Raw genomic sequence first — 25,849 nt, 5'->3', positions numbered from 1 at the left:
CAGGAGAACCTGACCATGTTGCACATCTTCTGTCCCCACTGTGGCGAGCTGCGCTCCGAAGAGGAATTCCACGCCGCTGGCCAGGCGCACATCCCGCGCCCGCTCGACCCGGATGCCTGCACCGATGAGGAATGGGGCACCTACATGTTCTTCCGCGACAACCCACGCGGCCTGCACCACGAACTGTGGATTCACGCCGCCGGTTGCCGCCAGTACTTCAATGCCACCCGTGACACGGTGACCTACGAAATTCTGGAAACCTATCCAATTGGCGCCAAGCCACAAGTGACCGGCAAAAACACCAGCCCGCAGTTGGCAGTCAGTGGTCAGGGAGAAAAGGTATGAGCCAGGTCAATCGCCTGTCCAACGGCGGTCGTATCGACCGCAGCAAAGTCTTGAACTTCACCTTCAACGGCCAGAGCTATCAGGGCTATGCCGGTGACACCCTGGCGGCCGCGTTGCTGGCCAACGGGGTGGACATCGTCGGGCGCAGCTTCAAGTACTCGCGCCCTCGCGGGATCATCGCCGCCGGTGCCGAAGAGCCGAACGCGATCCTGCAGATCGGCGCCACCGAAGCCACCCAGGTGCCGAACGTGCGCGCTACCCAGCAGGCACTGTATGCCGGCCTGGTGGCCACCAGCACCAATGGCTGGCCGAGCGTGAACAACGACGTGATGGGGATCCTGGGCAAGGTCGGTGGCAAGCTTATGCCACCGGGCTTCTACTACAAGACCTTCATGTACCCGCAGTCGTTCTGGATGACCTACGAGAAGTACATCCGCAAAGCGGCCGGCCTGGGCCGTTCGCCGCTGGAAAACGACCCGGACACCTACGATTACATGAACCAGCACTGTGACGTGCTGGTGGTTGGCGGTGGCCCGGCTGGCCTGGCAGCGGCCTTGGCGGCTGGCCGCAGTGGCGCCCGGGTGATCCTTGCCGATGAGCAGGAAGAGTTTGGCGGCAGCCTGCTCGACACCCGCGAAAGCCTCGACGGCAAGCCTGCCGCGGAGTGGGTGGCGGCCGCCGTGGCCGAACTCAAGGGCATGCGCGAAGTGACCTTGCTGCCACGGGCCACTGTGAACGGCTACCACGACCACAACTTCCTGACCATCCACGAGCGCCTGACCGACCACCTGGGCGATCGCGCGCCACTGGGGCAGGTGCGTCAGCGTATCCATCGCGTGCGTGCACGGCAGGTGGTGCTGGCCACAGGCGCCCACGAGCGTCCGCTGGTGTATGGCAACAACGACGTGCCGGGCAACATGCTGGCTGGTGCAGTATCGACTTACGTGCGCCGCTACGGCGTGGCACCGGGCAAGAAACTGGTGCTTTCGACCAACAACGACCACGCGTATCGCGTTGCGCTGGATTGGTTCGACGCCGGCCTCAAGGTCGTCGCCATTGCCGATGCGCGGCATAACCCGCGTGGTTCGCTGGTCGAAGAAGCCCGCGCCAAAGGCATTCGCATTCTGACCTCCAGCGCGGTGATCGAAGCGCGTGGCAGCAAGCATGTGACAGCCGCCCGCGTGGCAGCCATCGACCTGAAAGCCCACGCAGTGACCAGCCCAGGCGAGTGGCTGGAGTGCGATCTGGTGGCCAGTTCGGGCGGCTACAGCCCGGTGGTTCACCTGGCTTCGCACCTGGGTGGCAAGCCGGTCTGGCGTGAAGACATCCTCGGCTTCGTGCCGGGCGATGCCCCGCAGAGACGCGTCTGCGTCGGCGGCGTGAACGGTGTCTACAGCCTCGGCGATACCCTGGCCGATGGTTTTGAAGGCGGTGTACGGGCTGCAACCGAAGCCGGTTTCAAGGCGGTCACCGGCGTACTGCCCAAGGTGCTGGCGCGCCATGAAGAAGCCACTGTGGCGTTGTTCCAGGTGCCGCATGACAAACCCACGGCACGGGCACCGAAGCAGTTCGTCGACCAACAGAACGACGTGACGGCCGCGGCTATCGAGTTGGCCACCCGCGAAGGTTTTGAGTCGGTCGAGCACGTTAAACGCTATACCGCGCTGGGCTTTGGTACCGACCAGGGCAAGCTCGGCAACATCAACGGCCTGGCCATCGCCGCCCGTTCGCTGGGCATTGGTGTGGCGCAAATGGGCACCACCATGTTCCGTCCGAACTACACGCCGATCACCTTCGGTGCAGTGGCGGGCCGGCATTGCGGTCACCTGTTCGAGCCGGTGCGTTTCACCGCGCTGCATGCCTGGCACGTGAAAAACGGTGCCGAGTTTGAAGACGTCGGCCAGTGGAAACGGCCGTGGTACTTCCCGCGCAAAGGCGAAGATATCCATGCCGCCGTTGCCCGTGAGTGCAAGGCGGTGCGTGACAGCGTCGGCCTGCTCGACGCCTCGACCCTGGGCAAGATCGATATCCAGGGCCCGGATGCCCGTGAGTTCCTCAACCGCATCTACACCAACGCCTGGACCAAGCTGGACGTGGGCAAGGCCCGTTACGGCCTGATGTGCAAAGAAGACGGCATGGTCTTCGACGACGGTGTCACGGCGTGCCTGGGTGAGAACCACTTCCTGATGACCACCACCACCGGCGGCGCAGCACGCGTACTGCAGTGGCTGGAGATCTATCAGCAAACCGAATGGCCAGACCTGAAGGTGTACTTCACCTCGGTCACCGACCACTGGGCGACCCTGACCCTGTCTGGGCCGAACAGCCGCAAACTGCTGTCGCAGGTCACCGATATCGACCTGGACAAAGACGCCTTCCCGTTCATGAGCTGGAAGGAAGGCAAGGTGGGCGGGGTACCGGCGCGGGTCTTCCGGATCTCCTTTACCGGTGAGCTGTCGTACGAAATCAACATCCAGGCCAACTACGCCATGGGTGTGCTGGAGCAGATCGTCGAAGCGGGCAAGCCGTACAACCTGACCCCGTACGGCACCGAAACCATGCACGTACTGCGGGCCGAGAAGGGCTTCATCATTGTCGGCCAGGACACTGACGGCTCGATGACCCCGGACGACCTGAACATGGGCTGGTGCGTCGGGCGGACCAAGCCGTTCTCCTGGATCGGCCGTCGTGGCATGAACCGTGAAGATTGCGTACGGGAAAACCGTAAACAGCTGGTCGGCCTCAAGCCGGTCAATCCGACCCAGTGGCTGCCTGAGGGTGCGCAACTGGTGTTCGATCCGAAGCAACCGATCCCGATGGACATGGTCGGCCACGTGACCTCCAGCTACGCCGCCAACTCGCTGGGCTATTCGTTCGCGATGGGTGTGGTCAAGGGTGGCCTCAAGCGTATGGGCGAGCGCGTGTTCTCGCCGCAGGCCGATGGCAGCGTGATCGAAGCGGAGATCTGTTCAGCGGTGTTCTTCGACCCGCAAGGCGAACGGCAGAACGTTTAAGGATTGACGCGCACGTGTGGCGCCGGCGCGGCCGGCCCCACACGGATCGCCCTACAGCATTTGATATTTCAGGCAGGTTTGAAATGAGCGCAATCAACGTTTACCAGCAACACCCAGGCAACGCCGCCAAGGCGGAATCGCCGCTGGCCCACGCCGACTTGCCGAGCCTGGTTGGCAAGGGGCGCAAGAACGCCGGTGTCACCCTGCGCGAGAAGAAGTTGCTGGGCCACCTGACTATTCGTGGCAACGGCCACGACCCGGCCTTCGCCGGTGGTGTGTTCAAGGCCATCGGCCTTGAGTTGCCCGTGGCCCTGACCGTGGTCGCCAACGGCGACATGTCGCTGCAGTGGCTCGGCCCGGATGAGTGGCTGTTGATCGTCCCCGGTGGCCAGGAGTTCGCCGTCGAGCAGAAACTGCGCGACGCCCTCAAGGACCAGCACATTCAGGTGGTCAACGTCAGCGGTGGCCAGACCCTGCTGGAACTGAGCGGCCCGAACGTGCGCGAAGTGCTGATGAAGTCCACCAGCTACGACGTGCACCCGAACAATTTCCCGGTCGGCAAAGCGGTCAGTACGGTGTTCGCCAAGTCGCAACTGGTCATCCGTCGCAGCAGCGAAGACACCTGGGAACTGCTGATCCGTCGCAGCTTCTCCGACTACTGGTGGCTGTGGTTGCAGGACGCCGCCGCAGAATATGGCTTGAGCATCCAGGCCTGAACCCGACAGGAGCGTTAGCATGAGCCGAGCCCCGGATACCTGGATTCTCACCGCCGACTGCCCGAGCATGCTCGGCACTGTGGATGCGGTGACGCGTTACCTCTACGAGCAGCGCTGCTACGTCACCGAACACCACTCGTTCGATGACCGGTTGTCCGGGCGGTTTTTCATTCGCGTGGAGTTCCGCCAGCCCGATGATTTTGACGAAGCGGCTTTCCGCGCAGGCCTGACCGAGCGCGGTGAGGCCTTTGGCATGGTCTTCGAGCTGACAGCGCCGAACCACCGGCCCAAGGTCGTGATCATGGTCTCCAAGGCCGACCATTGCCTGAACGACTTGCTCTATCGCCAGCGTATAGGCCAGCTGTCCATGGACGTGGTGGCGGTGATTTCCAACCACCCGGACCTGGAGCCGTTGGCCCAGTGGCACCGTATTCCGTACTACCACTTTGCCCTCGATCCCCATGACAAACCGGCGCAAGAGCGCAAGGTATTGGATGTGATCGAGGCGTCCGGTGCAGAGCTGGTGATCCTTGCCCGCTACATGCAGGTGCTGTCGCCAGAGTTGTGTCGCAAGCTCGACGGCTGGGCGATCAATATCCACCACTCCCTGCTGCCCGGTTTCAAAGGCGCCAAGCCGTATCACCAGGCCTATAACAAGGGGGTGAAACTGGTGGGCGCCACGGCGCATTACATCAACAACGACCTCGACGAAGGCCCGATCATTGCCCAGGGCGTCGAAGCGGTCGATCACAGCCATTATCCCGAAGACCTCATCGCCAAAGGCCGCGACATCGAATGCCTGACCCTGGCCAGGGCGGTGGGTTACCACATTGAGCGGCGGGTGTTTTTGAACGCCAACCGCACGGTAGTGCTCTGACGAGCACGCTTGCCAGTAAAAAAATCCAGTAACTCAGCGCTGCCTCCGGGTAGCGCACTTTGCACCGCTACATAAAAACAATCAGCGAGGTGAAAGCATGTCTGGTAATCGTGGTGTGGTGTATCTCGGCGCCGGTAAGGTCGAGGTACAAACAATCCCCTATCCAAAAATGCAGGACCCGCGAGGCCGCAAGATCGAGCACGGTGTCATCCTGCGGGTAGTGTCGACCAATATCTGCGGCTCCGACCAGCACATGGTGCGTGGCCGTACCACCGCTCAGGTCGGCCTGGTTCTGGGCCATGAAATCACCGGCGAGGTGATCGAGAAGGGCCGTGATGTCGAAAACCTGCAAATCGGTGACCTGGTTTCGGTACCGTTCAACGTTGCTTGCGGTCGCTGCCGCTCCTGCAAGGAACAGCACACCGGTGTCTGCCTGACGGTCAACCCGGCACGGGCTGGCGGTGCATACGGTTACGTGGACATGGGCGACTGGACCGGCGGCCAGGCCGAATACGTGCTGGTGCCTTATGCCGACTTCAACCTGCTGAAACTGCCGAACCGTGACAAGGCCATGGAGAAGATCCGTGACCTGACCTGCCTTTCGGACATCCTGCCAACCGGTTACCACGGTGCAGTCACCGCAGGCGTTGGGCCGGGCAGTTCGGTGTACATCGCCGGTGCCGGCCCGGTCGGCCTGGCAGCCGCGGCCTCGGCGCGCCTGTTGGGCGCGGCCGTGGTGATTGTCGGTGACGTGAACCCGGTACGTCTGGCACACGCCAAGGCTCAGGGTTTCGAGATCGCCGACCTGTCCCAGGACACCCCGCTGCACGAACAGATCGCCAACCTGCTGGGTGAGCCAGAAGTTGACTGTGCGGTGGATGCGGTGGGCTTCGAGGCCCGTGGCCATGGCCATGCTGGTGCCCAGCACGAAGCGCCGGCCACGGTGCTGAACTCGTTGATGGGTGTGGTGCGGGTAGCCGGCAAGATCGGTATCCCTGGCCTCTACGTCACCGAAGACCCGGGCGCCGTGGATGCCGCCGCGAAAATCGGCAGCCTGAGCATTCGCTTCGGCCTTGGTTGGGCCAAGTCCCATAGCTTCCACACCGGCCAGACCCCGGTGATGAAGTACAACCGCGCCTTGATGCAGGCCATCATGTGGGACCGCATCAACATCGCTGAAGTGGTGGGCGTACAAGTCATCAGCCTGGATCAGGCGCCAGAAGGTTATGGCGAGTTCGATGCCGGCGTGCCGAAGAAATTCGTGATCGACCCGCACAAACTGTTCAGCGCCGCCTGATCATTCCCCCTGCCACCCCCGCTTTTTAGCGGGGGTTGGCTTCAGCTGACACCCCACCGACGTCATCGCAGGCAAGCCAGCTCCAACAGAGCCCGCGCAACCTGTAGGAGCCGGGCTTGCCCGCGATGCAGGCGCCGCGCACTCACTGGCACCCCACCGACGCCATCGCAGGCAAGCCAGCTCCAACAGAACTCGCGCCGGCTGTGGGAGCGGGTCTTGCCCGCGATGCAAACGCCGCTAACGCACTGACACCGCGCCGAGGCCATCGCAGGCAAGCCAGCTCCAACAGAGCCCGCGCCAGCCTGTAGGAGCCGGGCTTGCCCGCGATGCAGACGCCGCTAACGCACTGACACCGCGCCGAGGCCATCGCAGGCAAGCCAGCTCCAACAGAGCCCGCGCCAGCCTGTAGGAGCCGGGCTTGCCCGCGATGCAGGCGCCGCGAACTCGCGATCACCCCACTGACGTCATCGCAGGCAAGCCAGCTCCAACAGAGCCCGCGCCAGCCTGTAGGAGCCGGGCTTGCCCGCGATGCAGGCACCGCGAACGCACTGACACCGCGCCGAGGCCATCGCAGGCAAGCCAGCTCCAACAGAGCCCGCGCCAGCTGTGGGAGCGGGGCTTGCCCGCGATGCAAACGCCGCGAATTCGCGATCACTCCACCGACGTCATCGCAGGCAAGCCAGCTCCAACAAAGAGCGGGCAGCCTGTGGCAGGCTTGCCTGCGATAGTGCCTAAAGACATGAAATTGCCGACAGATAACCTGTTCTAGGAAACATCCTACGAACGCTGTCAGCACCCATTGGCTTGTCTTGGAAATGTTGCCCACCTACGCTGCCCGTGTCGCTGACAACTCGGCGAACGGGCGTGGAAACCTGGACCGGTAATGTGGCGGCTGTCGTTATGGCGGCTGTGCGCGGGAGACCTTCGGGTCTGCCGGGTTACCCATTACCCTGGTTTTCCACCCCGCGTACAGCTGCCACCTCTTCGTGTGGAAACGGAAGGGTGCAGCTACACCTGCATCAGGAGCTTTCCATGAAGGAAATCGTTCCAGATCCACCCCACGAAACCATCGCAGGCAAGCCTCCCACAGCTACAGCATGAACGCTGCGATAGCGCCTGATGACATGAAATTGCTGGCAGATAACCTGTTCTAGGAAATATCCTACGAGCGCTGTCGGCACCCATTGGCTTGTCTTGGAAATGTTGCCCACCTACGCTGCCCGTGTCGCTGACAACTCGGCGAACGGGCGTGGAAACCCGGGCAAGTATCAGGTGTCGCTTTATGGCGGCTGTGCGCGGGAGACCTTCGGGTCTGCCGGGGTTACCTGATGCATCCGGTTTTCCACCCCGCGTACAGCTGCCACCTCTTCGTGTGGAAACGGAAGGTTGCAGCCACACCTGCATCAGGAGCTTTCCATGAAGAAAATCGTTCCAGATCCACCCCACGAAACCCTTGCCCCAACCGCCAGCACGCTCTTCGGCCTCTGTGGTGCCGGCCACGATCCGATGTTTCTCGTGCGCCCCGGTATCGAACCCCATGACGCGCTGGTGCATGTCTCTCTGTTCTTGCGCGGCGCCTACGACACGGCTCATCAGGCCAGCGACACCGCCGACGAGTCGGCCAAGGGCTTTCTCTGGTCCACGATGCATTCGGTAGAAATGGCCAAGGGCCTGGTCGATGCCTTGCTCGACGGGATCGAGGCGCGCGCCCTGAGCGAACGCTCAGGCTGAAAACACCCGACCACTGGCGGTCAATCAGCACGGAACAATCCTGAGGCAGGCCAGTCAAATGACCGTTTCCCGCCGTTGAGGCTCAAGAGGTCATTTGATGAAGCGCTTTGCCCTGGTAACCCTGATGACCCTGGCCGCCAGCCCGGTCTTTGCCTTTAACCTCAGCGATGCCGCCAATGCCGTCTCGGCCATGCAAGGCACAGACAGCGAAGGCCCTGCCGTCATTGCTGCGCCTGCGTCGGCGAACCTACTAAACACTTTGGGCAGCCAGTTGAACATCACCCCCGAACAAGCCGTGGGTGGCACGGGCGCGTTGCTTGGCCTGGCGAAGAACCAACTGAGTGGTGACGAGTTCTCGCAGCTGACCCAAGCGGTCCCGGGGCTTAACCTGCTCACCGGTGATAACGCGCTGGGTGGCTTGAATGGCTTGATCGCGCTGATGGGCAAGAGCGACGGCCAGCAATCGGCGCTGAGCAATGCCTTGGGCAATGTGAAAGACACCAACGACCTGAACAACGCCTTCAGCCTGTTAGGCATGGACACCGGCCTGATCGGCCAATTTGCCCCGCTGTTGCTGCAGTTCCTTGGCCAGCAAGGCGTGGCCAATTCGTTGTTGCAGAACCTGGGCACCATCTGGGGTAGCCAGGCAGCACTGCCTTCAGTCTGACCGGCTGGAGCGGTTTGCGCGTGAGGGGGGCTGTGGTAGCCTCCCGAGCCGTTTTACAAGGATAGGTAACTGCAATGTTCATGGATGCTCTGAAGATGTCCTTGCCGGCTGAGGCCGTGCTCGGTTTCGTCGTCTACATGGGTGGCGCCGCTGCGCTGTTCGCGCTCTATGCGCTGATCTATACCCGTCTTACGCCCTATAACGAACTGCGCCTGATTCGCGAAGGCAACACGCCTGCCGCTGTTGCCCTGGCCGGTGCGCTGGTGGGCTTTGCCATTCCGGTGGCCAGTGCTGTCTCTCATTCCATTTCGCTGCTGGACTTCCTGCTCTGGGCGGTGATCGCGGCGGTGGTGCAACTGTTGGCATTCGTGGTGGTGAACCGCTGTGTCAAAGGCATGGCCGAGCGCATCGCTCGTCAGGAGATGGCCTCGGCCATCCTGTTGGCTGCGGTCTCGATCAGTATCGGGTTGCTCAATGCTGCCTGCATGACACCCGCCGCCTGATCAGGGAGCACCGCGATGAAACGCAGTAAACGAGTACGGCTGATTGCGCTTGGCAGTCTGCCGCTGGTGCTGTCTGCCTGTGGCGAACGACCGACCCGGGTGGTCAGCGAGGTAAAGCGCTTTCAGGACGTCGACCATTGCGCCATGGCCGGGATCAACCGTCAGGTCTGTCTGCAGGCCTGGTTGGGCGCACAGCAGCACCATTACGCCAATGCGCCGCGCTTCGTGAGCCTTGAGGCTTGCGAGGAGGTTTTCCAGGAATGCGATACGCGCAACTTTGCCGGCAATTTCGTGCCACGGATGGAAGGGTTCGCCTTGACCGTCGACCGGCAGGTGTATGCCGATGGTAATGACGACACCTCAGGCGCTGGGTCGACGTCGACGGGCGGCAGCCGGTTCTACGACTACACCGACACCGAGCCGCATTATTCCACTGAGGCGATCTACCACGAGCGTGATGGCCGCAATGCGTTCAAGGTTACCTCGTTGACCGAGCAGGTCGCCGCAGGCAACCAGTACGCCGGGCTTGATCCGAACCACCCGACGTCGATGCCCTTCAGTTCCTTGCCGCATGCGCTGGACGGTACTCACCCCGCGACGGTGCCGGCTGGCAGCGCGCTGCACCCGACAGCATTGGCGCAATCGCCCCGGCCATTCGCCATCGGCAGTCACAATGGCTTTGTATCGCGTGCCTCGGCGCGTGGTGGCTTTAGTTCCTGAGGTGCGCAGATGAAACGTATAGCGGTTGCCCCGCGCCCGGGCTGGAAAGCCACCGCCGAGCATTTCGGTTTCAACTTCCATACCTTCGATGGTGAACCGTATTGGGATGAAAGCGCCTATTACCAGTTCAGCCTGCGGCAGATCGAGGATGACCTGGAGGAGCCGACCCGCGTGCTGCATGAGCTGTGCATGGCGCTGGTGGCCGAGGTGGTGGAGAGCGACGCCTTGCTCGACCGCCTGGCGATCCCGACGGCTTACCATGAGCTGATTCGCCGTTCCTGGCGCGACGGGCACCCGCATTTCTACGGGCGCATGGACCTCTGCTATGACGGTTCTGGCCCGGCCAAATTGCTGGAGGCCAACTACGACACGCCCACCTCATTGTACGAAGCGAGTTTCTTCCAGTACCTCTGGCTGGAAGAGCAGATGCGCCGCGGTGTGTTGCCGGGCGATGCCGACCAATTCAACAGCCTGGAAGAGAAGCTGACCCAGGTCATGACGGCCAACCGCTTTGCTACACCGTTCTATTTCGCCGCGGTAAAGGGCTCGGTGGAAGACCGTGGCACGGTGGAATACCTGCGCGACATCGCCGCGGGTGCCGGGCTCGATGCGCGCCTGGTCGACATGGAAGACATCGGCCTGAGCCGGGGCGGGCAGTTTGTCGATCCGGTCGGTGCGCCGATTCCAAGCCTGTTCAAGCTCTACCCTTGGGAAGAGATCTTCAATGACCCGTTCGGCCCGGCGATTGCTGGCAGCGGCACCTTGTTCGTTGAGCCGCCCTGGAAAGCGATCCTTTCCAACAAGGGCATGTTGGCGTTGCTCTGGGAGCGTCACGAGGGCCATCCGAACCTGTTGCCGGCGTTTATCGAGCCGACACCGGCCCAGCCTCTGGAAAAGGGCTGGGTGCGCAAGCCGTTCTTTTCCCGTGAGGGGGCGAACGTGGAGATTCATACCGGCCAGGGGCAGCGCATCGTCGAAGACGGCCCTTACGGCGGTGGGCCAAGCATCATCCAGCAGTTCCAGGCGTTGCCACGCTTTGGTGACAACTACACGGTAATCGGCAGCTGGATGGTTGGTGATCTACCGGCCGGTATCGGTATTCGTGAGGACAACTCGCTGATTACCAAGGACAGTAGCCGCTTTCTGCCTCATGCGATTATCGGTTGAATCAGCGCAGCTCGGCGCGCAGGGCCTCGATGCGGGCGTCCTTCTCGTGCCAGAGCTGGTTGACCCAGTCCTGAACCGTCTGGCGGAACGCCGGGTCGCTCTCGTAGTCGCCAGCCCACAGGGCCGGGTCGAGTTCGCGCACCTGGATATCAATGATCACCTTGGTCACTGAACCGCTAAGCAGGTCCCAGAAGCCTGGCGCTTTGTTACCGGGGTAGACCAGCGTGACGTCGAGCAGGGCGTCGAGTTGCTCGCCCAGTGCAGCCAGCACGAACGCAACACCACCTGCCTTGGGCTTGAGCAAGTGGCGGTAGGGGGAGTGCTGTTCGAGGCGCTTGGCCTCGCTGAAGCGGGTACCTTCCAGGTAATTGACCACGGTGACCGGCTGGCGCTTGAACAGCTCGCAGGCGGCTTTGGTGATTTCCAGGTCATGCCCCTTGAGGTGCGGGTGCTTGGCGAGAAACGCCTTGCTGTAGCGCTTCATGAACGGGTAGTCCAGCGCCCACCAGGCCAGGCCCAGCAGTGGCACCCATATCAGCTCCTTCTTCAGGAAGAACTTGAAGAACGGAATGCGCCGGTTCAAGGCCTGGATCAACGCCGGAATATCGACCCAGGTCTGATGGTTGCTGACGGCCAAGTACGAGGTGTCCAGGCGCAGCTCGGCGGCACCTCGCACGTCCCATTGGGTGGGGATGCACAGCGCGAAGATCAGTTTGTCGATTTCGGCCCAGGTTTCGGCAATCCACTTCACCGCTGTGGAGGCGTAGTCGCGGTAGTGGCCGGGGAGCACCAGCTTGAGCAGGGCAAATACGGTGAGCGGGCCAATCAGTGCCAGGGTGTTGAGCAATAGCAGCAAGGTCACGAGACTGCCGGTCAGCAGGCGGCGCATAAAGAACTCTTATTCTTGGGTAAGCGGTCAGTAATGATAAGCAGCGGCGGGGTTTACGCCAAATATGGCGGCCCGCTCTTGGCAGACAAATGTTTCACATTGTCTTTAATACCCTGTGACACCGAACCTATGCTGCCTCTGTAGTCTAATCACTGTCTTTTCTCAAGGAAGCCAACCCGGTGAAACCCTTACTCGCATTGCTTTCCCTGTTGGCCCTGCCGGTGATGGCCGCCGAGCCGACCCTGTATGGCCGTTATGAATACATTGCCCTGCCGGAAATCGGCGAAACCCTCAAGGCCAAGATGGACACCGGGGCATTGACGGCGTCGTTGTCGGCCAAGGACATCGAGCGTTTCCAGCGCGACGGTGAAGATTGGGTGCGTTTCCGCCTGGCCACCAAGGATTCAGACGGTAAGGTCTACGAGCACAAGCTGGCGCGTATCAGCAAGATCAAGAACCGCGCGGAAGAAGAGGACGACGGTGGCGAAGGCGCCGATGTGACCAAGCGTCCGGTGATCGACCTCGAGGTGTGCCTTGGCGATACCAAGCGCACGGTTGAGGTGAACCTGGCCGACCGCAGCAGCTTCAACTACCCACTGCTGATCGGCGCCAAGGCCCTGCGCGAGCTTGGCGCGGCCGTGAACCCGGCGCGACGCTTCACGGCGGGCAGGCCTGCATGCTGATGGTCTAGCCTTGTACACGTCGGCCTTGCCGACGATAGGAGCGCCGGGTTAATGGCTGACACCACCGCGACCCTATCGCCGGCAACGCTGGCCTTTGTGGAGGTATAGAGTTTCTGGGCCTTGTCAGCCACACCTGAATCTCTTACAAGTGGCGACCGATTACCGCTAGGCCTGGATGCCATGCCCCATATCTTGATTGTCGAAGACGAAGCGGCCATTGCCGATACCCTGATCTACGCCCTGCAGGGTGAAGGCCACAGCACTGAGTGGGTGACGCTGGGCAACGCGGCACTGGAGCAGCAGCGTCTGCGTCCGGCTGATCTGGTGATTCTCGATATCGGCTTGCCGGATATCAGTGGCTTTGAAACCTGCCGCCAGTTACGTCGCTTCAGCGAGGTGCCGGTGATGTTCCTCAGTGCCCGTGACGGTGAGATCGACCGCGTGGTAGGCCTGGAGATCGGTGCCGACGATTATGTGGTCAAACCCTTCAGCCCGCGTGAAGTTGCCGCCCGGGTTCGGGCGATTCTCAAGCGCATGGCGCCGCGTACCGAGGCGTTGGGCAGCCTTGAGCCCTTTGTGCTCGACACTGTGCGTATGCAGATCAATTACCGTGGTCAGCCGTTGGGCCTGACCCGGCACGAGTTTCGTCTGTTGCAGTGCCTGCTGGAGCAACCGGAGCGGGTGTTCAGCCGTGAGCAGTTGCTCGATGCGGTCGGGGTACCGGCCGATGCCGGGTATGAGCGCAGTATCGACACCCATATCAAGAGCGTGCGCGCCAAGCTGCGTCAGGTGGCCGGCGAGGCAGAGCCCATCCAGACCCACCGCGGGCTGGGCTACAGCTATAGCCCGAGCCATAGCTGATGCGCCTGGGGATACGGATTTTTCTGGTCTACTTCCTGTTTGTCGGCCTGACGGGCTACTTTCTGATCAACACCGTGCGCGAGGAAATTCGCCCTGGTGTGCGTCAGTCTGCCGAGGAAACCCTGGTGGACACCGCCAACCTGCTGGCCGAGATCCTGCGCGCGGACGTCAAGGCCGGCACCTTGGGCCAGAGCCAGCTGCCGCAGGTGCTCCAGGCCTATGGCCAGCGGCAGCCGCGAGCGCAGATCTGGGGGCTGCCCAAGACCGAGGTCAACCACCGCATCTACGTGACCGATGCCAAAGGTATCGTGCTGCTTGATTCCAGCGACCTGGCAGTGGGCCAGGACTACTCGCGCTGGAACGACGTCTACCTCACCCTGCGTGGGCAGTACGGCGCCCGCTCGACCCGCAGCGACCCGGACGATCCGGCGTCCTCGGTGATGCATGTCGGTGCGCCGATTCTGGATAACGGCATGATCATCGGTGTCGTCACGGTGGCCAAGCCCAACAGCTCGCTGCAGCCCTATATCGACCGCTCCGAACGCCGTTTGCTGTACCTCGGTGTCGGTCTGATCGCCCTCGGGTTGCTGGTGGGGGCCGGGTTGTCCTGGTGGCTGGCGACCTCATTGCGGCGCCTGACCCGTTATGCCCTGGCAGTCAGCGAGGGCGAGCGTGCGGAGCTGCCACATTACCGTGGTGGCGAGTTGGCACAGTTGGCCGGGGCTGTGGAGCGAATGCGTACCCAGCTTGAAGGCAAAGCCTATGTCGAGCGCTATGTGCACACCCTGACCCATGAGCTGAAAAGCCCGCTGGCGGCCATTCGCGGTGCCAGCGAGTTGCTTCAGGGGCCAATGCCGGAGGCCCAGCGGCAACGCTTTGCCGGCAACATAGAAAGCGAAAGCGCGCGGATGCAGCAACTGATCGAGCGCCTGCTCAACCTCGCGCAGGTGGAGCAGTTGCAGAGCCTTGATGCGCAAGAGTGGGTGCCACTGGCGCAGATGGTCGACGACCTGTTGCTGGCCCACAGTGCCCGTATCGAAAGTGCCGGCCTGCAGGTTCGGCAGCGTTTGCCGCATGAACTCCAGCTGCTCTGCGAGCCGTTCCTGATGCATCAGGCGATTGCCAACTTGCTGGATAACGCGCTGGACTTCACCCCTCCAGACGGGATGCTGCTGTTCGAGCTGGAACGGGACGGGCAGCGTGTTGCGCTGAGCCTGTTCAACCAGGGCGAGGCGATTCCCGACTATGCGCTGGGGCGGCTCAGTGAACGCTTCTATTCCTTGCCGCGCCCGCGTACAGGGCGCAAGAGCACCGGGCTTGGGCTGAACTTTGTCGAAGAGGTGCTGCAACTGCACGGCGGTTCGCTGGACGTCGGCAATGTCGAGGGTGGTGTGCGGGTTCGCCTGTGGCTACCGGCCAACCGATTCAACTGAGGCTTCACCGCATCTACACAAAGTCTCCATATTCGCTCCCTCAAGGCTCCATAACGCTGACACACACTCTGTGGCATCGAAACCGGAGCCTTGAGCATGAACCGAAACCTAAGCCTGAAACTGGGCGCTATCGCCTTTTTGATTGTGTTGTTGCTGGTACCGTTGCTGATGATTGGTGGGCTGATCCAGGAGCGCCAGTCGCTGCGCGACGGCGTGGTGCAGGACATTGCCCAGAGCTCCAGCTTCAGCCAGACGCTCAGCGGCCCGTTGCTGGTGGTGCCCTACCGCAAGATCGAGCGGCAGTGGAAAACCCCGGAAGGGGGTGGCGCACTCTATCAGGACGTGAAAACGGTCAACGGCCACTTGTATTTCTTGCCGGAGACCTTCGATCTGAACGCCAGGATCGACACTGAGCTGCGTTCACGCGGCATCTACGAAGCGCGCCTGTACCACGCCGAAAACCGCATCAACGGCCAGTTCCAGATTCCGGTGAAGCTGGGTTTAGGCAATGATTTTGAGGACTACACCTTCGATGCACCGTTCCTGGCTGTGGCGATCAGCGACATCCGCGGCATCGAGAAAGGCCTGAAGCTGGACCTGAACGGCCAGTCGATGGATTTCCAGCCGGGCACGGGCCTGAGCTGGTTGGGTGCCGGGGTGCATGTGGCACTGCCCGCGCTGGACAGCCGCAACGAGACCGTTCTGGATTACGCCTTTGATGTCAGCCTGCAAGGTACCGGGAAACTGCAAGTCTTGCCGGTGGGGCGTAGCAGCAATGTGACCATGGCGGCCAATTGGCCTCACCCCAGTTTTGTCGGTAACTACCTGCCGAGCAGTCGCCTGATCGACAGCCAGAGCTTCACTGCCAATTGGAAGACCTCGTTCTTCTCCACCAACATGGAAGACGCCTTGAGCCAGTGCGTGAACAACGAGTCTTGCCTGGAGTTCAAGGAACGCGCCTTTGGCGTGAGCTTTATCGACCCGGTGGATCAGTACCTCAAGAGTGAGCGGGCGATCAAATATGCGTTGTTGTTCATTGCCCTGACCTTTGCCGGCTTCTTCCTCTTCGAAGTGTTGAAAAGCCTCAGTGTTCACCCGATCCAGTACTTGCTGGTGGGTGTTGCCCTGGCGTTTTTCTACCTGCTGTTGCTGTCGCTGTCCGAGCACGTTGGCTTCGGCCCGGCCTATGCGATTTCGGCCAGTGCTTGCGTGTTGCTGATTGGTTTCTACCTGAGTCATGTGTTGCACAGCCTGGGACGAGCGCTGAGCTTCAGCGGTGGCCTGGCGGTACTGTACGGCATGCTCTATGGCTTGCTCAGCGCAGAGGACTACGCCTTGCTGATGGGGTCGTTGCTGCTGTTCGGCCTGCTGGGTGTATTCATGATCCTGACCCGGCGCCTGGACTGGTACCGGGTAGGGCAGGGCAAGCTGCAATGAGCGGTTTACGCGAGGAGCGTTGTGCAGGGGCGGCGCTGGCGATAAATATCGCCAGGCTGTTCAGCCCTTGTTGGAGCTGGCTTGCCTGCGATGGGATCGGCGCGGTGTCCGTGAGTTCGCGGCGTTTGCATCGCGGGCAAGCCCGGCTCCTACAGGCTGGCGCGGTATCTGTTGGAGCAGGCTTGCCTGCGATGGGATCGGTGGGGTGTCAGTGAGCTCGCGGCGTTTGCATCGCGGGCAAGCCCGGCTCCTACAGGCTGGCGCGTGCTCTGTTGGAGCTGGCTTGCCTGCGATGGCGTCGGAGGGGTGTCAGTGAGCTCGCGGCGTTTGCATCGCGGGCAAGCCCGGCTCCTACAGGCTGGCGCGTGCTCTGTTGGAGCTGGCTTGCCTGCGATGGCGTCGGAGGGGTGTCAGTGAGCTCGCGGTGTCTGCATCGCGGGAAAGCCCGGCTCCTACAGGCTGGCGCGGGCTTTGTTGGAGCTGGCTTGCCTGCGATGGCGTCGGTGGGGTGATCGCGAGTTCGCGGTGTTTGCATCGCGGGCAAGCCCGGCTCCTACAGGTTACGCGGGCTCTGTTGGAGCTGACTTGCCTGCGATGGCGTCGGTGGGGTGCCAGTGAGTTCGCGGCGTCTGCATCGCGGGCAAGCCCGGCTCCTACAGGCTGGCGCGTGCTCTGTTGGAGCTGGCTTGCCTGCGATGACGTCGGTGGGGTGATCGTGGGCAAGCCCGGCTCCCACAGGTATCGCGGGCAGGCCGCCGATCAGGCCTTGGGTGGTTCAGTGGCCTGGAGTGATGGCCGCTGGCTGACGTCAGCGTACCAGGCCGCCAGTTTAGGTTGAGCACTGCGCCAGCCGAACTGTGGCATGCGCAGGTCGAGGTAACCCAAGGCACAGGCGACACCAATGGCTGCGACGTCGAATGCCGCGTTGAGTTCAGCGATGTGCGCCTGTTCCAGCTGGGCTAGGCCGCGCCGGATCTTCTCCTGTTGTGCATCGACCCAGGCATCCCAGCGCTTTTCTTCCGGACGCAGGAAGGTCTCGTAGCGGGTCAGCACGGCTGCCTCGGCAATCGCGTCAGCCAGTGAGGCAACGGTCAGGCGCTGCCAGCGTGCGGAGCCCTCACGCGGGATCAGTGGGTTGCCAACATGCTGCAGGTCGAGGTACTCGAAGATCACCCGGCTGTCATGCAGCACCGAGCCGTCCGCCAGGCGCAGGGCCGGGATTTTCCCGGCCGGGTTGCCTTGGTTCAGCGTCGCGTCGGGCTGGGTCGGGCTGATGTTGACGCTCTGCAGCGCGACCCGGTCCAGTTGCCCGGTTTCGTGCAGCAAGACCATGATCTTGCGGACGAACGGCGAGAACGGCGAGTAAAACAGCGTCATGCTCGGTGCGGACATGTCAGTTCCTCAGTTGTTTTGCAGGCTGGGCGGCATGCAGATGCCTGTACCGCCGATGCCGCAGTAGCCATTCGGGTTCTTGGCCAGGTACTGCTGGTGGTAGGCTTCGGCGAAGTACACGATCGAGTGCTCGGCGATTTCAGTGGTGATGGTGCCCCGACCGGCCTTGGTCAGTTCGGCCTGGTACACGTGCTTGCTGGCCAGGGCCTGTTCCAGCTGGCTAGGGGTGGTGGTATAGATCACCGAGCGATACTGCGTGCCAATGTCATTGCCCTGGCGCATCCCCTGTGTTGGGTCATGCAGCTCCCAGAACATCGTTAGCAGTTCCTGGTAGCTGACCTTTTCCGGCTCATAGACAACCAGCACCACTTCAGCGTGGCCGGTCAGGCCAGAGCAGACTTCCTCGTAGGTCGGGTTCGGTGTGACGCCACCCGCGTAACCTACCACTGTGCTGACCACGCCTTCGCGTTGCCAGAAACGGCGTTCTGCCCCCCAGAAGCAACCCAGGCCGAAAATGGCGAATTCCACATTGCCCGTGAACGGCCCCAGCAGTGGATTGCCGTTGACGAAGTGATACTCGGGTAAGGTCACGTGTTGTTCGCGGCCCGGCAGGGCCTGCTTTTCAGTCGGTAGCGTGCTTTTGTTTGTCAGGATTTCAGAGCGCAAGACCATGAACCCACTCCTCTATGTCAGATGGGACGGCCGCGAGGCGGCGTCGATAAGGCTTAGACCTGTAGTGTGCCCGAGTGTTACACGGCTGTCAGGCGATTGGGCCGCGTGGGTAGCGCTTGAGTTTATCCAGCAGCTCGTGGCCGGAGATGGGCCGGTCAAACAGGTAACCCTGGCCGACATCGCAACGGTGCCTGCGCAGAAATGCCAATTGCTCAGCGGTCTCGATGCCTTCGGCAACCACCTTGAGCTTGAGGTTGTGGGCCATGGCGACCACGGCTGAGGTGATCTCCATGTCGTCCTGGTTGTCGGGAATTTCGTTGATGAAGCTGCGGTCGATCTTGATGATGTCGATCGGGAACTTCTTCAGGTAGCTCAGTGACGAGTAGCCGGTGCCGAAGTCGTCCATGGCCAGGGTCAGGCCCAACTGCTTGAGCTCGTCGAGTTGGCGGTGAGTGTCTTCGGTGGCTTCAAGCAACAGGCCTTCGGTCAACTCCAGTTCCAGGAGGTGCGGCGGCAGGGCTTCCTCTTTGAGGATTTTGGCAATCGAGGCGACCAGGTCCGGGTCGGAGAACTGCTTGGGTGACAGGTTGATGGCCACTTGCAGGTTGCCCAGGCCTTCGCTTGCCAGCTCCTGGCTCATGCGGCAGGCCTGACGCGCGATCCACTTGCCGATTGGAATGATCAGGCCGGTTTCTTCGGCGACGCTGATGAACTGGTCTGGGCGAATCATGCCCTTTTCCGGATGGTTCCAGCGCAGCAGCGCCTCCATGCCCAGCAGGCGACCGCTGCGCAGGCAGACCTTAGGCTGGTAGAACACTTCCAGTTCGTTCTGGGTCAGTGCACGGCGCAGGTTGTTCTCGACAAACAGTTTGTAGCTGGCTTCGGCGTTGAGCGCTTCGGTGAAGACCTGGACCTGATGCTTGCCGTTGGCTTTGGCCTTGTGCAGCGCAAGCCCGGCATTCTTCATCAGGGTTTGCGGGTCGCGCCCGTGCAGCGGTGCGCAGGCCAGGCCGACCGAGGCGGTGACGTTGATCAACTGGTTATCGACAAACAGTGGCTTGTCGAGGGTCTTGAGCAACTGTTGCGCAACCTGCTGGCCACCCTCCATGTCGGTATCGTCGAGCAGTACGGCAAATTCGTTACTGGCAAACCGCGCCAGGCTGCCACCGGGGCTCAGGCTGTTGCGCAGGCGTCGGGCCAGGCTGATCAGCAGTTTGTCGCCGGTCTGATGACCAAGGCTGTCATTGATCCGCTTGAAGTTGTCGATGTCCACCAGCAACAGGCTGATCTTGCGGTCGCTGTCGCAGTTAAATCGCTCGTCCAGGTTTCGGATAAATGAGGGCCGGTTGCCCAGGGTGGTCAGGTTGTCGGTGTAGGCCAGGCGTTCGATACGCTGTTGGGCCAGCTTGGTTTGGGTGATGTCTTCGTAGATGCCGATGTAGTGGGTCAGTTCGCGGTTATCGCCATAGACCTTGGAGATCGACAACTGTCCCCAGTACGGCTCAAGGTTCTTGCGCCGGCTTTTGAACTCGCCTTGCCAACTGTTGTTCATGGCCAGGCTGGAGGGCGCATCGAAGAGCAGGTCGTTGAGGTTTTCCAGGGCCGGCAGCTCTGACAGGCGGTGGCCATGGACCTCTTCGGCGCTGTACTGGGTGATCGCCGTGAAGCTTGGGTTTACGTACTCGACCACGCCATCGCGGTTGACCAGCAGGAAGGCGTTGGCGCTTTGCTCCACGGCGCGCTGGAACAGGTGCAGGGCACTGGTGGCCGTGCGGCGGTTGTGGTTGTTGATGACCTGGGCGAACTGGTCGGCCAACTCGCCAGCAAAGGCGAGTTCGTCCGACTGCCAGGTGCGTGTCGAGCCTCTATGCTCCAGGCACAGCACACCGACCACCTGCCCGTCGATGCGGATACTGGCATCGAGCATGGCGCTGATGTTGTGCTGGCGCAGGTGATCAACCAGCTCGCGGGTGCGCGGATCGTGGTTGGCATTGTGGGCGTCGATGGCACGGCTGGTGTGCAGGGCTTCCAGGTAGTTGGGGAACTGGCTGGCGTCGAACGCTTCGGGCAGGCGGTATTCCTGGGTATCGCGGTAGTAGGCCGAGATAGGCTCCAGGCGCTGGTCTTCCAGGTTCCAGATGCTTGCGCAGTCGACCTTGTAGATCTCGCAGGCGCTGCGGGTGATCAGTTCGGCGGCCTCCTGCAGCGAGTTGCCGGCGCTGTAACGCTGTCGTGCCAGGCGCAGGATCAGGTCCTGCTGGGCGCGCACCCGCTCCAGATGCTCGAGCTGTTCCTGTTGCGCTTGCTGGTTGAGTTGCAGGGCGATCTGCAGGCGGTTGTTACGGGTTTCCAGTTCGCTGGGCGAAAGCTCTGGGCTATCGCCAGGCTGCCCGTCGATTACCAGCAAGTAGCCGCGCAACAGGTGCCGATTGTGCTGTTTGTACGCTTCGCCAACTTCCAGCAGGTGCAGCGGCCCTACGCTTGTGTGCAGCGTGTAGCGCACCAGGTAATGGTTGCGCTGGCTCAGTTGCAGCTCAATGGCGTCGTGCAGTTTGTAGCGCGCCTCAGGCTCCATCAGGCTCGCGTAAGGCGAACCGATCAGGGCGCAGAGGTCGACGGCAGGCATGCCGAACTGGCGTTCGCAGCTCGGGTCGAGAAACAGCATGGCCCAACTGGCTTCATTCAGCCGCTCGAAACGCAGCATGCCGAGCCGCGAAGGCACGGGCAATTGCGTTACTACCTCGGCCACCATACGGCTGGCGGCATCGGGTTGGCTTTTCATGGAGAGCTCGCTTCAAAGGTACGAATGCGCAGTGGCCTGGAACTCGTGGAAAAATGCGTGCCGCAAGGTTGCATCATGCCGTGCTGGCTGACAAGCGCAACACGTGGTTACGACTTTTCAGGTTATCGGCCGTATCGACAGTTTCTGAAGCGAGGGGGCGTTGGGGCGAGGGGCATGGGGGCTGTGGCCTGGACAGCTCTACGAGCACTCGGCCATTACGGCTGCAACACACAAGTAACAGGCAAAAAAAGCCCCGCCAAATTGGCGGGGTTGAGGTACGAGCGTGGCAGCTCGAAAAAGGGTCTGTCTCCCCCGGCAGAGGGAGACAGGGTGTAGCGATTACAGCAGCATGGTGCGGATGTCGGCCAGCAGGTCGCTCAGACGCTTGGTGAAGCGTGCTGCTGCGGCGCCGTTGATCACGCGGTGATCGTAGGACAGCGACAGCGGCAGCATCAGCTTCGGCTGGAAGGCTTTGCCATCCCAGACTGGCTGGATGGTGGCCTTGGAGACACCAAGGATCGCCACTTCCGGCGCGTTGACGATCGGCGTGAAGCCGGTGCCGCCAATGTGTCCGAGGCTGGAGATGGTGAAGCAGGCGCCCTGCATGTCATCAGCCGAGAGCTTCTTGGTCCGGGCTTTTTCAGCCAGGGCCGCAGCCTCACCAGCCAGTTGCAGCAGGCTCTTCTGGTCGACGTTCTTGATGACCGGAACCAGCAGACCATCCGGGGTGTCCACGGCGAAGCCGATGTTCACGTATTTCTTGCGCAGGATGGCCTTGCCGCTTGGTGCCAGCGAGCTGTTGAAGTCTGGCAGTTCCTTGAGCAGGTGTGCACAGGCTTTGAGCAGCAGTGGCAGCACGGTCAGCTTGACGCCCGCTTTCTCGGCGACGGCTTTCTGCGCAACGCGGAAGGCTTCCAGTTCGGTGATGTCGGCCGAGTCGAACTGGGTAACGTGAGGCACGTTCAGCCAGCTGCGGTGCAGGTTGGTGGCACCAACCTGCATCAGGCGCGTCATCGCCACTTCCTCGACTTCGCCGAAACGGCTGAAGTCGACTTCCGGGATCGGCGGGATGCCTGCACCACCGGTTGCACCGGCGGCAGGCGCTTCCTTGGCCTTCTGCATCATGGCCTTGACGTACGCCTGCACGTCTTCCTTGAGGACACGACCGTGCGGGCCGCTGGCCGAAACAGCGTTCAGCTCGACGCCGAATTCGCGGGCCAGTTGACGCACGGCAGGGCCGGCGTGAACCTTGGCGCCGTTGTTGGCAGCCGGAGCGGCGACAGGTGCCACCTCGACCTTGGCCGCCGCTGCTGGCGCTGCAGCAGGTGCTGCAGCTGGAGCCGCTTCGGCCTTGGCGGGTGCTGCGGCCGGTGCCGGGGCGGCAGCCGCAGCTGCGCCTGCAACCTTCAGCTTCAGGATCAGGTCGCCAGTGCCGACTTCGTCGTCCAGCTTGGCGATGATCGCTTCAACCACGCCAGCAGCAGGCGATGGAATCTCCATGCTTGCCTTGTCCGATTCCAGGGTGATCAGCGACTGGTCAGCTGCGACGCTGTCGCCGACCTTGACCAGTACTTCGATGATCTTGGCCTTGCCCGAGGAGCCGATGTCCGGAACATGGATGTCCTGAACAGTGGCAGCCGCAGGTGCAGCTGCTGGCGCGGCTGCGGCGACTGGCGCTGCAGCAGGTGCCGGGGCGGCTGCAGGTGCTGCGACCGGAGCCTCAGGCGCCGCAGCGGCGCCCTCGACTTCCAGTTCCATCAGCTCGTCGCCTTCTTTCAGGCGATCACCCAGCTTGACCTTCAGGGCCTTGATCACGCCGGCTTTCGGAGCCGGGATCTCCATGGAGGCCTTGTCGGACTCCAGGGTCAGCAGGCTCTGGTCGGCTTCAATGCGGTCGCCAACTTTGACGAACAGCTCAATGATTTCACCTTCACCGCTGCCGATGTCAGGTACGCGAATGAGTTCGCTCACTTAGAAATACTCCTCAGCAGTCCAGTGGGTTGCGTTTTTCCGGGTCGATGCCGAAACGGGCGATGGCTTCAGCCACCACTTTCGGTTCGATATCGCCACGGTCGGCCAAGGCTTCCAGGGCAGCCAGCACTACGAAGTTGCGGTCGACTTCGAAGAAGTGACGCAGTTTCTTGCGGCTGTCGCTGCGACCGAAGCCATCGGTACCCAGGACTTTGAATTCTTTGCTCGGTACCCACTGACGAATCTGCTCGGCGAACAGTTTCATGTAGTCGGTGGAGGCAATGACCGGGCCCTTACGGCCAGCCAGGCACTCTTCGACGTAGGTAGTCTTCGGCTTCTGGCCAGGGTGCAGGCGGTTGCTGCGCTCTACGGCCAGGCCGTCGCGACGCAGTTCGTTGAAGCTGGTAACGCTCCAGACATCAGCGCCGACGTTGAACTCTTCACGCAGGATCTTCGCCGCTTCGCGGACTTCACGCAGGATGGTGCCGGAGCCCATCAGTTGAACGTGGTGCGCCGCTTCGCGGGTGTCTTCCTCGAGCAGGTACATGCCCTTGATGATGCCTTCCTCGACACCGGCCGGCATGGCTGGCTGGGTGTAGGCTTCGTTCATCACGGTGATGTAGTAGAAGATGTCCTGCTGCTCTTCCATCATCTGGCGCATGCCCTCGCGGATGATTACCGCCAGTTCATAGCCATAGGTCGGGTCGTAGGTGCGGCAGTTCGGGATGGTGCCAGCCAGCATGTGGCTGTGACCGTCTTCGTGCTGCAGGCCTTCGCCGTTGAGCGTGGTGCGACCGGCGGTACCGCCGATCAGGAAGCCACGGGTGCGGCTGTCGCCAGCGGCCCAGGCCAGGTCGCCGATACGTTGGAAGCCGAACATCGAGTAGAAGATGTAGAACGGCAGCATCGGCTGGTTGTGGCAGCTGTACGAGGTACCGGCAGCGATGAAGGAGGACATGGCGCCCGCTTCGTTGATGCCTTCCTCGAGGATCTGGCCCTTCTTGTCTTCGCGGTAGAACATCACCTGGTCTTTATCGACTGGCTCGTAGAGCTGGCCGACCGAGGAGTAGATGCCCAACTGACGGAACATGCCTTCCATACCGAAGGTACGGGCTTCGTCCGGGATGATCGGCACGATGCGCTGGCCGACTTCCTTGTCCTTGACCAGTTGCGCGAGGATCCGCACGAAGGCCATGGTGGTGGAGATTTCACGGTCGCCCGAGCCGTCCAGGATTGCCTTGAGGGTTTCCAGTGGCGGAGTCGGGATGCTGAAGCTCTTGGCGCGACGCTGAGGCACGAAACCACCCAGGGCGGCACGGCGCTCGCTCAGGTAACGGGCTTCGGCGCTGCCTTCTTCCGGTTTGAAGAACGGCAGGTTTTCCAGCTCGTCATCCTTGACCGGGATGTCGAAGCGGTCGCGGAACAGCCGCAGGCTGTCGATGTCGACCTTCTTGGTGTTGTGCGCGGTGTTCTTGGCTTCGCCTGCACCGGTACCGTAACCCTTGATGGTCTTGGCCAGGATGACAGTCGGCTGGTCTTTGTGGTTGACCGCCTGATGGTAGGCTGCATAGACCTTGTACGGGTCGTGGCCACCACGGTTGAGCTTCCAGATCTCGTCGTCGGACAGGTCTTCGACCATGGCCTTGAGTTCTGGGGTGTTGAAGAAGTGCTCACGGACGAACGCGCCGTCCTTGGCCTTGTAGTTCTGGTACTCGCCGTCGATGACTTCGTCCATGCGGCGCTGCAGGATACCGTGGGTGTCCTTGGCCAGCAGTGGGTCCCAGAAACGGCCCCAGACGACTTTGTTGACGTTCCAGCCACCGCCACGGAACACGCCTTCGAGTTCCTGGATGATCTTGCCGTTGCCGCGAACCGGGCCGTCGAGGCGCTGCAGGTTGCAGTTGATGACGAAGATCAGGTTGTCCAGCTTCTCGCGGCCGGCCAGGGCGATTGCACCCAGGGATTCCGGCTCGTCGCACTCGCCGTCACCCATGAAGCACCAGACCTTCTGCTTGCCTTCAGGGATGTAGCCACGGCTTTCCAGGTACTTCATGAAGCGTGCCTGGTAGATCGCCTGGATTGGGCCCAGGCCCATCGAAACGGTCGGGAACTGCCAGAAGTCAGGCATCAGCCATGGGTGCGGGTACGACGACAGGCCATTGCCATCGACTTCCTGGCGGAAGTTGTTCATCTGATCTTCGCTGATGCGGCCTTCCATGAACGCGCGGGCGTAGACGCCCGGCGAGGCGTGGCCCTGGAAGAAGATCAGGTCGCCGCCGTGTTCATCGGTCGGGGCCTGGAAGAAGTAGTTGAAGCCAATGTCATACAGGGTGGCACTGGAGGCGAAGCTGGAGATGTGGCCGCCCAGATCCGAGTCTTTCAGGTTGGTACGCATTACCATGGCCAGCGCGTTCCAGCGCACCAGCGAGCGAATGCGGCGTTCCATGAACAGGTCGCCAGGCATGCGTGCTTCGTGGGTGACGGGAATGGTATTGCGGTATGGCGTGGTGATGGCATATGGCAGCTGCGAACCACTACGGGTTGCCAGCTCGCCCATACGGGTCATCAGGTAGTGAGCGCGGTCTTCGCCTTCTTTGTCGAGAACCGACTCCAGGGCGTCCAGCCATTCCTGGGTTTCGACGGGATCGAGGTCTTGCATGGCTTGCTCCAGGGCGGAAAGGCTACCAGAATC

General features: G+C 61.9%; 20 protein-coding genes. 14 read left to right on the top strand and 6 right to left on the bottom strand.

Features of this window, described 5'->3' with window-relative positions:
* Positions 1-15: 15 nt before the first annotated feature.
* The 10 genes from ACZ9H3_RS13790 (at position 16) to ACZ9H3_RS13745 (ending at position 11,037) form a co-directional block, all read left to right on the top strand.
* Positions 16-345, top strand: a complete 330-nt coding sequence (locus tag ACZ9H3_RS13790) for a sarcosine oxidase subunit delta (protein WP_099773991.1) — start codon at positions 16-18, stop codon at positions 343-345.
* The gene (locus tag ACZ9H3_RS13785; protein WP_476221134.1) at positions 342-3,359 is read left to right on the top strand and encodes a sarcosine oxidase subunit alpha; all 3,018 of its coding nucleotides are present in this window, start codon (positions 342-344) and stop codon (positions 3,357-3,359) included. Before ACZ9H3_RS13790 ends, ACZ9H3_RS13785 begins: the two co-directional genes overlap by 4 nt.
* A gap of 83 nt (positions 3,360-3,442) precedes the next feature.
* Positions 3,443-4,075, top strand: a complete 633-nt coding sequence (locus tag ACZ9H3_RS13780) for a sarcosine oxidase subunit gamma (RefSeq protein ID WP_099776064.1) — start codon at positions 3,443-3,445, stop codon at positions 4,073-4,075.
* A 19-nt stretch (positions 4,076-4,094) separates the two neighbouring features.
* The gene (purU, locus tag ACZ9H3_RS13775; RefSeq protein ID WP_330524024.1) at positions 4,095-4,952 is read left to right on the top strand and encodes a formyltetrahydrofolate deformylase; all 858 of its coding nucleotides are present in this window, start codon (positions 4,095-4,097) and stop codon (positions 4,950-4,952) included.
* 97 nt (positions 4,953-5,049) lie between these two features.
* Positions 5,050-6,249, top strand: a complete 1,200-nt coding sequence (fdhA, locus tag ACZ9H3_RS13770) for a formaldehyde dehydrogenase, glutathione-independent (protein ID WP_099776060.1) — start codon at positions 5,050-5,052, stop codon at positions 6,247-6,249.
* Between the two features lie 1,416 nt (positions 6,250-7,665).
* Positions 7,666-7,980, top strand: a complete 315-nt coding sequence (locus ACZ9H3_RS13765) for a DUF3077 domain-containing protein (protein ID WP_065760141.1) — start codon at positions 7,666-7,668, stop codon at positions 7,978-7,980.
* A 97-nt stretch (positions 7,981-8,077) separates the two neighbouring features.
* On the top strand, positions 8,078-8,647 hold the full coding sequence (locus ACZ9H3_RS13760) for a DUF2780 domain-containing protein (protein WP_476221130.1): 570 nt from the start codon (positions 8,078-8,080) through the stop codon (positions 8,645-8,647).
* A 74-nt stretch (positions 8,648-8,721) separates the two neighbouring features.
* Positions 8,722-9,150 (top strand): DUF350 domain-containing protein, encoded by a 429-nt coding sequence (locus ACZ9H3_RS13755; RefSeq protein WP_102052209.1) that lies wholly within the window; start codon positions 8,722-8,724, stop codon positions 9,148-9,150.
* A gap of 15 nt (positions 9,151-9,165) precedes the next feature.
* Positions 9,166-9,870, top strand: a complete 705-nt coding sequence (locus tag ACZ9H3_RS13750; protein WP_476221128.1) for a DUF1190 domain-containing protein — start codon at positions 9,166-9,168, stop codon at positions 9,868-9,870.
* Positions 9,871-9,879: 9 nt separating this feature from the next.
* Positions 9,880-11,037: a glutathionylspermidine synthase family protein gene (locus ACZ9H3_RS13745; protein WP_476221126.1), complete on the top strand. Its 1,158-nt coding sequence runs from the start codon at positions 9,880-9,882 to the stop codon at positions 11,035-11,037.
* A gap of 1 nt (position 11,038) precedes the next feature.
* Here the strand turns inward: ACZ9H3_RS13745 and ACZ9H3_RS13740 are convergent, their stop codons facing one another.
* Positions 11,039-11,926, bottom strand: a complete 888-nt coding sequence (locus ACZ9H3_RS13740; protein ID WP_476221124.1) for an acyltransferase — start codon at positions 11,924-11,926, stop codon at positions 11,039-11,041.
* 179 nt (positions 11,927-12,105) lie between these two features.
* On the opposite strand from ACZ9H3_RS13740, the gene rloA2 reads away from it, so the two are divergent.
* The 4 genes from rloA2 to creD all read left to right on the top strand — a co-directional run bounded on the left by rloA2 (position 12,106) and on the right by creD (position 16,340).
* A complete protein-coding gene (gene rloA2, locus ACZ9H3_RS13735; RefSeq protein ID WP_476221122.1) occupies positions 12,106-12,609 on the top strand; it encodes a retropepsin-like aspartic peptidase RloA2 in 504 nt (167 codons plus the stop codon).
* 180 nt (positions 12,610-12,789) lie between these two features.
* Positions 12,790-13,470: a two-component system response regulator CreB gene (gene creB, locus ACZ9H3_RS13730; protein ID WP_099776048.1), complete on the top strand. Its 681-nt coding sequence runs from the start codon at positions 12,790-12,792 to the stop codon at positions 13,468-13,470.
* Positions 13,470-14,903, top strand: a complete 1,434-nt coding sequence (gene creC, locus ACZ9H3_RS13725; RefSeq protein ID WP_476221119.1) for a two-component system sensor histidine kinase CreC — start codon at positions 13,470-13,472, stop codon at positions 14,901-14,903. The genes creB and creC overlap by 1 nt, the downstream gene beginning before the upstream one ends.
* Before the next feature lie 96 nt (positions 14,904-14,999).
* Positions 15,000-16,340 carry a cell envelope integrity protein CreD gene (creD, locus tag ACZ9H3_RS13720; protein ID WP_102052205.1) on the top strand — a complete coding sequence of 447 codons (1,341 nt, stop codon included), beginning with the start codon at positions 15,000-15,002 and terminating at the stop codon, positions 16,338-16,340.
* A gap of 759 nt (positions 16,341-17,099) precedes the next feature.
* Here creD and ACZ9H3_RS13715 read toward each other — a convergent pair.
* From ACZ9H3_RS13715 to aceE, 5 genes are all read right to left on the bottom strand, one after another.
* Positions 17,100-17,732, bottom strand: a complete 633-nt coding sequence (locus tag ACZ9H3_RS13715; protein ID WP_454240283.1) for a glutathione S-transferase — start codon at positions 17,730-17,732, stop codon at positions 17,100-17,102.
* A 9-nt stretch (positions 17,733-17,741) separates the two neighbouring features.
* Positions 17,742-18,404 (bottom strand): peptide-methionine (S)-S-oxide reductase MsrA, encoded by a 663-nt coding sequence (gene msrA, locus ACZ9H3_RS13710; RefSeq protein ID WP_102052203.1) that lies wholly within the window; start codon positions 18,402-18,404, stop codon positions 17,742-17,744.
* 88 nt (positions 18,405-18,492) lie between these two features.
* Entirely contained in the window at positions 18,493-21,186 is a 2,694-nt protein-coding gene (locus ACZ9H3_RS13705; protein ID WP_065760767.1) for a putative bifunctional diguanylate cyclase/phosphodiesterase, read from the bottom strand.
* Between the two features lie 339 nt (positions 21,187-21,525).
* Positions 21,526-23,157, bottom strand: coding sequence for a dihydrolipoyllysine-residue acetyltransferase (gene aceF / locus ACZ9H3_RS13700; RefSeq protein WP_476221115.1), 1,632 nt, complete (start codon positions 23,155-23,157; stop codon positions 21,526-21,528).
* A 13-nt stretch (positions 23,158-23,170) separates the two neighbouring features.
* Positions 23,171-25,816 carry a pyruvate dehydrogenase (acetyl-transferring), homodimeric type gene (gene aceE / locus ACZ9H3_RS13695; protein WP_065760764.1) on the bottom strand — a complete coding sequence of 882 codons (2,646 nt, stop codon included), beginning with the start codon at positions 25,814-25,816 and terminating at the stop codon, positions 23,171-23,173.
* Positions 25,817-25,849 lie beyond the last annotated feature (33 nt).

The organism is Pseudomonas sp. TE3910, assembly GCF_056279025.1.
This window is presented reverse-complemented; position numbering and strand designations above follow the sequence as displayed.